Origin of the sequence: Pseudomonas caspiana, from assembly GCF_002158995.1 — a bacterium.
Taxonomy (GTDB): Bacteria; Pseudomonadota; Gammaproteobacteria; order Pseudomonadales; family Pseudomonadaceae; genus Aquipseudomonas; species Aquipseudomonas caspiana.
In genome coordinates this window covers 1-11,500 of record NZ_LOHF01000023.1, presented here as the reverse complement: position 1 = coordinate 11,500, position 11,500 = coordinate 1, and the positions used below count along the sequence as shown (strand labels likewise).

Annotated in this window: 10 protein-coding genes; 6 read left to right on the top strand and 4 right to left on the bottom strand. The window is 58.8% G+C overall.

Features of this window, described 5'->3' with window-relative positions:
- Nucleotides 1-32: 32 nt before the first annotated feature.
- From AUC60_RS21790 to AUC60_RS21775, 4 genes are all read right to left on the bottom strand, one after another.
- Nucleotides 33-1,208: an L-rhamnonate dehydratase gene (locus AUC60_RS21790; RefSeq protein WP_027900495.1), complete on the bottom strand. Its 1,176-nt coding sequence runs from the start codon at nucleotides 1,206-1,208 to the stop codon at nucleotides 33-35.
- A gap of 306 nt (nucleotides 1,209-1,514) precedes the next feature.
- Nucleotides 1,515-2,519, bottom strand: coding sequence for a 4-hydroxythreonine-4-phosphate dehydrogenase PdxA (locus AUC60_RS21785; protein ID WP_087272586.1), 1,005 nt, complete (start codon nucleotides 2,517-2,519; stop codon nucleotides 1,515-1,517).
- Nucleotides 2,516-3,472 carry an amidohydrolase family protein gene (locus AUC60_RS21780; protein WP_087272583.1) on the bottom strand — a complete coding sequence of 319 codons (957 nt, stop codon included), beginning with the start codon at nucleotides 3,470-3,472 and terminating at the stop codon, nucleotides 2,516-2,518. The genes AUC60_RS21785 and AUC60_RS21780 overlap by 4 nt, the downstream gene beginning before the upstream one ends.
- Complete coding sequence (locus AUC60_RS21775) at nucleotides 3,465-4,814, bottom strand: MFS transporter (RefSeq protein ID WP_087272581.1); 1,350 nt, start codon at nucleotides 4,812-4,814, stop codon at nucleotides 3,465-3,467. The genes AUC60_RS21780 and AUC60_RS21775 overlap by 8 nt, the downstream gene beginning before the upstream one ends.
- A 443-nt stretch (nucleotides 4,815-5,257) precedes the next feature.
- On the opposite strand from AUC60_RS21775, the gene AUC60_RS21770 reads away from it, so the two are divergent.
- The 6 genes from AUC60_RS21770 to AUC60_RS21745 all read left to right on the top strand — a co-directional run bounded on the left by AUC60_RS21770 (nucleotide 5,258) and on the right by AUC60_RS21745 (nucleotide 11,440).
- Nucleotides 5,258-6,271: a Bug family tripartite tricarboxylate transporter substrate binding protein gene (locus tag AUC60_RS21770; RefSeq protein ID WP_087272578.1), complete on the top strand. Its 1,014-nt coding sequence runs from the start codon at nucleotides 5,258-5,260 to the stop codon at nucleotides 6,269-6,271.
- A 60-nt stretch (nucleotides 6,272-6,331) separates the two neighbouring features.
- The gene (locus tag AUC60_RS21765; protein ID WP_087272575.1) at nucleotides 6,332-6,865 is read left to right on the top strand and encodes a tripartite tricarboxylate transporter TctB family protein; all 534 of its coding nucleotides are present in this window, start codon (nucleotides 6,332-6,334) and stop codon (nucleotides 6,863-6,865) included.
- Nucleotides 6,862-8,391 (top strand): tripartite tricarboxylate transporter permease, encoded by a 1,530-nt coding sequence (locus tag AUC60_RS21760; protein ID WP_087272572.1) that lies wholly within the window; start codon nucleotides 6,862-6,864, stop codon nucleotides 8,389-8,391. The genes AUC60_RS21765 and AUC60_RS21760 overlap by 4 nt, the downstream gene beginning before the upstream one ends.
- A gap of 71 nt (nucleotides 8,392-8,462) precedes the next feature.
- Nucleotides 8,463-9,407: a LysR family transcriptional regulator gene (locus tag AUC60_RS21755; RefSeq protein ID WP_087272781.1), complete on the top strand. Its 945-nt coding sequence runs from the start codon at nucleotides 8,463-8,465 to the stop codon at nucleotides 9,405-9,407.
- A 163-nt stretch (nucleotides 9,408-9,570) separates the two neighbouring features.
- Nucleotides 9,571-10,449 (top strand): KPN_02809 family neutral zinc metallopeptidase, encoded by an 879-nt coding sequence (gene ypfJ, locus AUC60_RS21750; protein WP_087272569.1) that lies wholly within the window; start codon nucleotides 9,571-9,573, stop codon nucleotides 10,447-10,449.
- A 4-nt stretch (nucleotides 10,450-10,453) separates the two neighbouring features.
- The gene (locus AUC60_RS21745; protein ID WP_087272566.1) at nucleotides 10,454-11,440 is read left to right on the top strand and encodes a hypothetical protein; all 987 of its coding nucleotides are present in this window, start codon (nucleotides 10,454-10,456) and stop codon (nucleotides 11,438-11,440) included.
- Nucleotides 11,441-11,500: the final 60 nt, after the last annotated feature.

The window sequence follows — 11,500 nt, the reverse complement described above, 5'->3', positions numbered from 1 at the left end:
CAGGGTTCGCCGTTAACCCGCGATGCCTTACATCATTCAATAATGTTGAAATCACTCAGATACTCATCGGAGATTTCCAGCCCAAGGCCCGGTTTGTTGTCATCCAGCTGGATATAACCGTTGACCGGCTGCGGCTCGCCCTTGAACACGTAGTAGAACAACTCGTTACCCACCTCGACATCGAACACCGGGAAGAACTCGGCCATCGGCGAGGCGGTGGTGGACATGGTCAGGTGGTAGTTGTGCATCTGCCCGGCATGAGGAATCACCGGCACTGACCAGGCTTCAGCCATGGCGTTGATCTTGCGAGCGGCGGTGATACCGCCGACGCGGTTGGTGTCGTACTGGATCACATCTACAGCACGGCGTTCCAGCAGGTCCTTGAAGCCGTACGAAGTGAATTCGTGCTCGCCGCCGGAGATCGGCATGATGCCCATCTTCTTCAGCTCGATATAACCTTCGATGTCATCGGCAATCACCGGTTCTTCCAGCCAGCGCGGCTCGAACTCGGCCAGTTTCGGCAACATGCGGCGGGCATATTCCAGCGTCCAGCCCATGTAGCACTCGAGCATGATGTCCACGTCCGGGCCCGCCAGCTCACGCAGCGCACGTACCTGCTCGATGTTGCGACGCATGCCCGCGGGGCCGTCTTTCGGGCCGTAACCGAAGCGCATTTTCAGCGCGGTGAAGCCTTGATTCAGATAGCCCTGAGCTTCTTCGAGGAACAGGTCGAGGTTGTCATTGGCGTAGAGCTTAGAGGCGTAGGTCCAGATCTTTTCCTTGGTGCGCCCGCCCAGCAGTTTGAAGACCGGCTTGTTCACGGCCTTGCCCATGATGTCCCAGATGGCGATGTCGATAGCCGAGATGGCCGCCATGCCGATGCCTTTGCGGCCCCAAGCATGACTTTGGCGATACATCTTCTGCCAGATGTATTCGTTGTCGAACGGATCTTCGCCAATGGCGATGGGGGCCAGATAAGTGTCGATGATTTCCTTGGCCACACGCGGCGCCAGCGCGCAGTTACCGATGCCGACCAGACCAGTGTCGGTTTCAATTTCCACTACCAGCCAGCCATGGAAACGGAACGAGCCCATGGCATCGCCACGTTCGAAAAGGATATCGCTGGCATTGGTGCAGAAGTGCGCTTGGGGAGGGACGACCTTGCCTTTCCATTCGAAGACACGGGTACGGATCGCTTTGATTTTCATGGGCTGTTTTTCCTTGTGTGCCGGTATGTCCTGCTTGGCGCGGGACCGGCTTTTTGTAGTTGTTGATCGACAAGTCGATGGGGAAATTTAGCCAGCTGAGAGAGGCGTCGGCTAATCACTTATGCGTATCCAGTGATAGCTTGGGGTGATCACTTAACCAATATCTTTAACTGCAAAGTTATCGGCTTGAAAAAAGAACTGTGGGAGCTGGGCTTGCCCGCGATAAGGCTGGATGCGATCTAACGTGAATCGCGTCCAGCCTTATCGCGGGCAAGCACCGCTCCCACAGTTTTAATCCGGGTTGAATCAATAGGTGCTGCGCCCCATCCGGCAGGCAATCTCGAACGCCTGGCGTATAGCGCCAACATTGGCTTTGCCCTGCCCCGCGATATCGAACGCGGTGCCATGGGCAGGTGTGGTAATCGGGATCGGCAAACCGCCCTGCACCGTCACGCCACGGGAGAAGCCCATCAGTTTGATCGCGATCTGCCCCTGGTCGTGGTACATCGTCACCACCGCATCGAATGCACTGGCATCGCCCTGCACCTTGAGGAAGATCGTATCGCCGGGGTACGGCCCATCCGCAGCAATACCCTGCGCCTGCGCGGTTTTCACAGCAGGGCCGATGATGTCCAGCTCTTCACGGCCAAACGAACCGTTGTCGCCGTTGTGCGGGTTGAGGCCGCAAACGCCGATGCGCGGGCGCTCCAGGCCGTTGCGTTTGAGCGCGTTGTCGATCAGACGAATCGCTTCGACAACGCGATTCTGATTGAGCATGCCCGGCACCGCCGACAGCGCCACGTGAGAGGTCACGCGGGAGGTCCAGAGATTATCCAGCACGTTGAACTCACAGAACGGCCCGTCGAAACCCAGCAGCTCGGCAAACCAATGCAGTTCGTCGCTGTGGGCCATGCCCGCCATGTGCAGCGAGGTCTTGTTCAGCGGTCCGAATAACACGGCATCGGTGGTCTTCGCTGCGGTCAGTTCGACAGCGATTTTCAGCGTATCCAGGCAATAGCGCCCACCGATGACACTGGCTTCGCTGCGCGGGAACTCACCCACCGCGTCGCCGCGATAGTTGAAGAACAGCGGCGTGTCGTCGGTGAAGTTCAGGTCTTGCAGCGACTCAACCTGACGATAGGGAAATTCCTTACCGGCGATCTGCATGCCACGCTGCATTTCGGCTTCATCAGCAATCAGGATCACCTGGGCCTGGCTGCGCACCTGCGGCTCGGCCAGTAAACGGGCAACCAGTTCGGGACCGATACCGGCCGGGTCACCCAATACCATCGCAATTCGAGTCTTGCTCATGCTTGATTCCTCATCTGTTCGGGCCACGTCTGTGCAGTGGCTGAAGGCTCGCAACGGTAAATACGTCGCGCATTGCTGTAAAAAAGCTGTTGCTGGTCGGCGACAGGCAAGTCGCGAACAATCTGCTTGAAGCCGCTATAAATGTCGTCGAACGAGCCGCACAGGCTGTCGACCGGAAAGTTACTGGCAAACATCCCCCGGTCTGCGCCGAACATGGCGATGATTTCCCGGACGATCCACGCGTTGTCCTCGGCGCGCCAAGGCTTGCCCGGCTGACCCAAGCCTGAGATCTTCACGACAACATTAGGCTGCTCGGCCAGTTGGCTCATCGCAGCATGCCAACCGGCAAGGCCTTGCTGGCTGCGATCAGAAGGCAGCCCCGCATGGTTGAGAATGATGGTGGTGTCCGGAAAATCCCGCGCCAGCAGCTCAGCCTCGGGCAGATTCCACCAGGGCGTTTGCAAATCGAAATGCAGACCCAGACCGTGCAAGGCAGCAAAACTGCGCCGCCAATGCTCGTCGCTCATCAGGCTGCGCTGCGTGCCGACCTGCTCCGGCGATGTCGGCCCTTCAGGTTTGTGCCTGACGCTGCGCACGCATTGAAATGCCGCCTGGGCACGAAGCACATCCAAGGCATCCGGATGATCCAGCCAGGCCTGCGCAACGATGGCATTGGGCACGCCGTAGCGAACGGCCAACTGCTCGACAAAGCGCGTCTCGCCAAGCGGGTCACGCGGGTCCCATTCGGTTTCGACATAAACGGTCTGCACTACTTGATGCTGCCCCGCATCGGCAAAATACTCTGGCGGCAGGTAGCGACGCTTGATCGCTGAATAATCACCATAGCGAAACGGGATGTTGGCTTCTGGGGCCAGCCAGGGATGATGATTGACCTGCGGGTCCCAGAAATGATGGTGAGCATCGACGATTGGCCCGCTCCACAACTCAGACATCAGCCACCTCCTGCTGCCCATCCAGGCTGATAAACAAGGTGGCCAGAACAAACAGTGCGGCGCAGAAGGCAAAGAAAGCGAGTACTGCGCCGAAGCCACCGAAGAACTGCAGGATCACCCCGACCAGAATCGGCACGAAGATCCCGCCGATGCTGCCCGCCAGATTCATCACGCCGCCGATCAGGCCGACGCGGGCTGGTGCCGCCAGCAACGCCGGGAAACTCCAGTACAGGCTGCCCCACATCAGGAAGAACGCGGTCATCGCCAACAGCCCGACCGCAGCGAACGGGTTGCTCAGGGTTGGCAACATCACCAGCGCGGCCAGGGCAATCAAGCCGGAAAAGGTCAGCAGGCCTTTGACCGCCAGGCCTCGGCGCACGCCCTTGCGAATCAGGCCGTCACACAAAAATCCACCGGTCAGCGAGCCCAGCGCGCCGCAAATGAAGATCACGAAGGTTGCCGCGCCAATGCCTTTGATATCAAAGCCGCGGGCCTGAGCCAGATAGCTCGGCCCCCAGGTCAGCAGACCAAAATAGACCATCGCCCAACTGGAGCGCCCGATCAGCAGACCGGTCAACGACCGTGCCGCGATACCCAGGCCTTTGACGGGAGCACGGGCTGCCTCGGCAGCCGGTGTGGCGCGGCCCGCATTAATCTTGTCCAGCTCGGCCTGATTGACCTGCGGGTGAGCCGATGGATCGTCGCGCAGATAACGCCAGGAAACCCAGCCCAACAATAAGGTCGCGACACCGGCGATGACGAACGCCATGCGCCAGGAGTCCAGCGTGGCAATCAGATAGGAAATGATCAAACCGCCGAGCGCCACGCCCAGCGGGCTGCCGCTGTCCATCATTACCGCACCGCGACTGCGTTCGCTAGGCGCCAGCCACAGCGAAATCAGCTTGCCGCCTGACGGGAACAATGGCGCTTCGGCTGCCCCGAGAAACATCCGCGCAAACAGCAGCGAAATACCGCCCGTGGCGAAGCCTGCCAACACCTGAAAGGTGCCCCACAAACCGGTGGACCAAGTGATCACACGACGCGGGCCGAAGCGGTCGATCATCCAGCCACCTGGAATCTGCAGCAGCGCATACGCCCAGAAAAAACTGCTGAGGATCAGGCCCTGCATGCTCGGCGACAGCTCGAATTCCTTGGCGATGGTGGGCATGGCGATGGATAGCGAGACCCGGTCGATGAGATTGACCATAGTCAGCAGAAAGATGATGGCAAAAATCCGCCAGCGCACCGAAGTGGCTCGGGCAGTGGTGGCGACCGCCGGGTTGGCGGGAGCAGAAACGACACCTGCGTCAGACAGATGCACGGGTGCACTGGAACGATCCATGGTGCGTACCTCGTTTTTTATTGTTGTTGTAAGTGTTGCTGTGGCGCTCACTATCAGAGGCGAAGCGATAACCGTCTAATCAAAAAAATACATACGGTGATAACCCAGGGACATACCACCAAGGCGCGGCCAATTTGGAGATCCCTTGTGGGAGCAGAGCTTGCTCGCGATGAGGCTGGATAGGTTCACTTTGGATCGCATCCAGCCTTATCGCGAGCAAGCTCTGCTCCCACAGGGCATCGCCGGGCAGAAGATATAAACGCCCCACAGATTCTGATTTGCAACCTCAAGATACCCAACCGATAACCCCAGGCTATCGGTGTATCTGATGTTTTGAGTAGACGCCACCGCAATAGCTTCCCACACTCGACCCAAGATTTGCCGGTCCCCGTATCCGGCAGATCGCTCAAAAAACAATTACAAGAAATAGAGGTTTCATCATCATGCGAACCGCATCCCTTCGACGCGTGTCCCGTCTTCTGCTCGGCTGTTCACTTGTTTGCGCTGGCACCCTTCCCGCTCTGGCCAATGCCTGGCAACCCGACAAGAATGTTGAAATCATCGTCGCCGGCGGCCCTGGTGGCGGGACTGATCAACTAGGTCGTCTGATTCAGTCAATCATCACCACTCACAAACTGCTGGACGTCAACACCGTGGTCCTCAACAAAGGCGGCGGCAACGGGGCCGAGGCGTTTCTGGACATCAAAATGTCCGAGGGCGATGCCGACAAACTGGTGATCGGCACCAACAACATTTACCTGCTGCCGCTGGTCTCCAAGCTTGGTTATCAATGGCAAGAACTGACCCCGGTTGCCGCCGTCGCGGAAGACGACTTCATCCTCTGGACCTACAAAGACGCGCCCTGGAAAGACGCCAAAAGCTTCTACGAAGCGGTCAAGGCCGATCCGTCCAAGCTGCGCATGGGCGGCAGCCAGTCCAAGGATGTCGACCAGACCCTGACCCTGCTGCTGAACAAAACCACGGGCAGCAAGCTGGTTTACATCCCGTTCAAAAGCGGCAGCGAAGCCTCCACCCAACTGGCCGGTAAGCACATCGCCGCCAACGTGAACAATCCAAGCGAAAGCATCAGCCAGTGGCGCGGTGATCAGGTCCAGCCGCTGTGCGTGTTCAGTAAAGAGCGCATGGGCTACACCGAAAAAGTAGCCGGAGATAAATCCTGGGCCGACGTACCGACTTGCCACGAGCAAGGCCTGGGCGTTGAGCAATATCGCTTCCCGCGCACCGTGTTCATGCCTGGCAAAGTCACCACAGAACAGCGCGCGTTTTATACCGAGCTGATGCGCAAAGTGTCCGAGGCGCCTGAATTCAAGGCCTACGTCAAACAGAACGCACTGGTGCCGACCTTCCTCGAAGGCGAGCAACTGAGTGCCTACATCCAGCAGGACACGGCCCGCGTTACGCCGGTGTTCAAGGATGCTGGCTGGCTGCGCGAGTGAACTGACTGATCAGGCCCCACTGCCGGGTGTTCACCCGGCAGTTATATCTGGAGGTGTTCCATGCCCCATTCTTCTGAAACATCTGCGCTGGTCGGCACTCGCTGGGTCGAGTTCGGGCTGGCGCTGTTCACCCTGCTGATTGGCGCCGTCGTGATGTACGGCAGCCTCGACCAAGGCATTGGCTGGGGCGACGCCGGTCCCGAGCCGGGTTATTTCCCCTTCTATATTGGCTTGCTGCTGAGCTGCGCCAGTCTGGGCAACGTCGTCCTGACGCTAATTCGCTGGCAAGCGCTAAGCGTTTCGTTTGTCAGCCGTGGTCAATTCCGTCAGGTGCTGTCGGTGTTCATCCCTATAGCGCTGTTCGTGGCGGCCATGCCGTTCACCGGCATTTACATGGCCTCGGTGGTGTTCATCGCCTGGTTCATGTGGCACGACCGGGTGCGCGCCAAGCCCTACGGCAAATTGATGATCTGTTCGGTATCTGGCGGGGCGGTCCTGGCCAGCTACCTGATCTTCGCGCTGTGGTTCAAGGTTCCACTGGACGCAGGTCCGGTCGGTGACTGGCTGGCAATGGCCGGGAGATCGATGCAATGAGCGAGTTCGATTCCCTGCTGCACGGCATGAACCTGATCCTCACCCCCGGCCATATCGGGCTGATGGTCGTTGGCGTGCTGCTGGGCATTCTGGTCGGCGTATTGCCTGGCCTCGGTGCTCCGAATGGCGTTGCCCTGCTGTTGCCGCTGACCTTCACCATGTCGCCCGTCTCGGCCATCATTCTTTTGTCGTGCATGTATTGGGGGGCGTTGTTCGGCGGGTCGATCACTTCGATCCTGTTCAACATTCCCGGCGAGCCGTCATCGGTGGCGACCACCTTTGACGGCTACCCCATGGCCCGCGACGGTAGAGCGGCCGAGGCGCTGACTGCGGCGTTCAGTTCGGCACTGATCGGCGCGCTGGCGGGTGTGCTGTTGCTGACGTTTTTGTCGACACGCATCGCCGAATTCGCCATGTCCTTCAGCTCACCGGAATTCTTCGCGGTGTATTTGCTGGCGTTCTGTACGTTCATCGGCATGAGCAAGAACCCGCCGCTGAAAACCGTGGTCGCGATGATGATCGGCTTTGCCATGGCGGCGGTCGGTATGGACACCGTGTCCGGCAACCTGCGTCTGACCTTCGACCAACCGGTGCTGATGACCGGGATCAGCTTCGAAGTAGCGGTGATCGGCCTGTTCGGTATCGGTGAAATTCTCTGCACCGTTGAGGAAGGCCTGGTGTTCCGGGGCGAGCACGCACGCATTACACCCATGACCATTTTGCGCACCTGGGCCAGGTTGCCGCGTTACTGGCTGACGATTTTGCGTAGCACGCTGGTGGGTTGCTGGATGGGCATTACACCGGGCGGCCCGACGGCAGCGTCATTCATGGGTTACAGCCTGGCGCGGCGCTTCTCGAAAAACCGCGACAACTTTGGCAAGGGTGAAGTCGAAGGCGTTATTGCGCCGGAAACGGCGGATCACGCTGCTGGCACAAGCGCCCTGTTGCCGATGCTGACCCTGGGCATTCCAGGTTCTGCCACGGCGGCAGTGATGATGGGCGGCTTGATGATCTGGGGTCTGCATCCCGGCCCGACGCTGTTTGTCGAACAGCACGACTTTGTCTGGGGCCTGATCGCCAGCATGTATCTGGGTAACGTGGTCAGTCTGATCGTCGTACTTGCAACCGTGCCGATGTTCGCTTCGATCCTGCGCATTCCGTTCTCGATCATTGCCCCGATCATCATCATGATCTGCGCAATTGGCGCGTACTCGGTGCACAACTCGCTGTTTGATGTCGGGCTGATGCTGGCCTTCGGTGCCTTGGGCTATGTGTTCAAGAAGCTCGGTTACCCCATCGCACCGCTGGTACTGGCGGCTGTTCTGGGTGACAAGGCCGAAGATGCATTCCGCCAGTCGATGCTGTTTTCCGATGGGCAATTGGGTATTTTCTGGTCAAACCCTTTGGTGGGCAGCCTGACGACTGCGGCCCTGCTGATGCTGTTCTGGCCGCTGATTTCCAGCGGCGTCAGAAACGCATTGGGCTGGCGCACGCGTCACAACGCCAAAGCGAAATCAGCGCTATGAACAGTAAGGGGCTGGCAACACCGGACATTTCTTGTCAGGCTCAGCCCCAGACTTTTCTGCGAGCAATGCCCATGACCCGAATTCCTGATGCCAACGTTATTCACAGCCGCCTGCGCCTGCGTCAGTTGCGGTTGATGCTGGCGCTTCAGGAGTTGGGTTCGTTACGGCGGGCTGCCGACAACATCGGCATGACACAGCCCGCCGCGACCAAGATGCTTCACGAAGCGGAAGACTTGCTCGGTGTCGAACTGTTTGAGCGTCTGCCACGGGGCATGCGCGCCACGCAGTTCGGCGAAACCGTCATCTATTACGCGCGCATGGTGTTTGCCGAACTGAGCGGCATGCGTGAAGAGCTGGTCGCGCTGGAGTCCGGCAACCTGGGCCGGGTCGCAGTGGGCGCGATTCCCGCCCTGGCTTCGGGTCTGTTGACCCGCACCATCGCCGAATTGAAGAAAAGCCATCCGCGCCTGTCCATGAGTATTCAGGTCGACACCAGCGATGTGCTGGTTCAGGCGTTGCTGCAAGACCAGCTGGACGTGGTGCTCGGTCGAATTCCCGGCGGCGCCCGTTCCGAAGAACTGTTGTTCGACAGCCTGGGCGAAGAAGAGCTGTGCGTGGTTGCGGGCGCCAGACACCCAATGGCCAACGCGACGCATCTGGGCTGGGCCGACATGCAAAACATGACCTGGGTGCTGCAACAGCATCCGAGTCCGATGCGCTCGATCATCAATCAGGTGTTCCATAACGCACGGGTCGACATCCCCAGTAGCATCGTTGAAACCACGTCGATCATGACTTTGCTGTCGCTGGTGCAGCAGACTGACATGCTCGGCGTGACGCCGGTTTCAGTGGTCGAGGACTATCCCGGTCGTGATCTGCTGGCGGTGCTGCCGATCAAATTTGAAGCCCGTCTGCCGCCTTACGGCCTGATCACCCGCCGCCATCGCGTGCAGTCTTCAGCGATGCAGGCATTCATGAACTCGGTGAAAAACGAGCAGCGTGTCATACGCGCCTGATTTACTCCCGCATGACCGCGAACTAATTGCCCCACGCCCCTCTCTACTCCTGCGCTAGATGTACGTCGTTCAACTCCCATTCAGCTAATGCGTCTGACAATCGGACTGGCGCAGTGTGTGGGTAGCAGCGACACTCCTTACAGGATAAGAAGAGGATTCCCACATGCAATGGAAAAAGGGTCGGCGCAGCGATAACGTCGTGGACGCACGTGACGGCAGCAGCGGCGGCGGTGGGATGCGCATAGGGGGCAAAGGACTCGGTATCGGTGGCGTGATCATCATCGTGGCCATCGGCCTGTTGACCGGTCAGGACCCGATGCAGATTCTCGGCCAGCTCACCGGCCAGGCGACACAAGCCCCAACGTCCAGCCAGACCCGCCAGGCTCCACCGGCCAACGATGAACAGGCGGAGTTCGTTCGGTCGATTCTCGGCGACACCGAAGACACCTGGCGCGCAGCCTTTCAACTGGGCGGCCGCCAATATAAAGATCCGACGCTGGTGCTGTTCAGCGGCCAGGTGCAGTCCGCGTGTGGATTTGCCACATCGGCCAGCGGACCGTTCTACTGCCCTGCCGACCAGAAGGTCTATCTGGACATGGAGTTCTTCCGCGAAATGTCACAACGCTTCAAAGCGGCGGGTGATTTTGCTCAGGCTTACGTGATTGCTCACGAAGTAGGCCACCATGTGCAAACCTTGCTGGGGGTTTCGGAAAAAGTCGACGCAGCCCGCAGAAGTGGTCAGCGCATGGAAGGCAGCAACGGTTTGCTGGTTCGCCAGGAGCTACAGGCTGACTGTCTGGCAGGTGTTTGGGCCTATAACGCACAAAAGCGTTTGAACTGGCTCGAGCCGGGTGATATTGAAGAAGCGCTGAACGCAGCTAACGCCATTGGCGATGACCGACTTCAGCAACAGGGTCAAGGCCGAGTAGTGCCAGACTCGTTTACTCACGGGACGTCCGCCCAACGGGTTCGCTGGTTCAAAACCGGCTTTGCCCAGGGTCAACTCAATCAATGCGACACGTTCGCCGCCAAGAGCCTCTGATCACATGATAAAACCGCTACTGATCCTGTCGTTAAGCACCCTTCTGAGTTTCAACGCTCACGCCGAGGATCAGGCGGTCAAATCCATCAGCCCGGAGCGCCTGACGATCAATGGCGCTCAGGCAACGCTGGGCTTGAGTCTCAACTGGAAACAGCCCCGGCCGCAGATTGAAAGGGCGGTGATCGTGCTGCATGGCCGGTTGCGTAACGCACCGACTTATCTGCGCAGCATCGAGCGCGCCGCCAATCAGTCGAAACAGCGCAACAAAACCCTGCTCATTGCGCCGCAATTCCTCGATGAGAAAGACATCACCGCGCACCACATGGGCGACAATGTGTTGCGTTGGCATGGCAACCAATGGATGGCAGGTGAAAACGCTGTTGGGCCCAAACCGGTCAGCTCGTTCCTTGTCATCGACCATATCCTGCGCCGCCTGAGCGACAGCAAGCTGTTCCCGAACCTCAAGGAAATTGTCATCGCCGGGCATTCCGGAGGTGCGCAGGTGGTTCAGCGTTACGTGATGCTGGGCGGCAAGGAAGATGTACTGCTGACCAAAGAAGGCATCAAGCTGCGCTACGTGATCGCTAACCCTTCGTCGTATGCCTATTTCGATACCGAAAGGCCGGTTCCCGTGACCAAAGCCAGTTGCCCGGGCTTTAACGAGTGGAAATACGGTCTGAACGGCATGCCGCCTTATGCGGGCAAAATCAAAGCCGCTGACATCGAAGACGATTACGTGAAACGCGACGTGACCTATCTGCTCGGCCAGCATGACACCGACCCGAAACACCCGGCTCTGGACAAGACCTGCGGTGCAGAAGCACAAGGTGCCCAGCGTCTGGAGCGCGGTGAGAACTACTTCAAGTACCTGCAAAAACGCCATCCAGAAGGCCTGAATCAGCGCCTCATCGTGGTGCCGAACGTCGGCCACAGCGGCGATGGAATGTTTACCTCACCACAGGGGCAGGCGGTTTTGTTCAAGGATTTTTGAATCTGAAGCAGATAAACCTTGTGGGAGCCGGGCTTGCCCGCGATAAAGCTGGACGCGGTT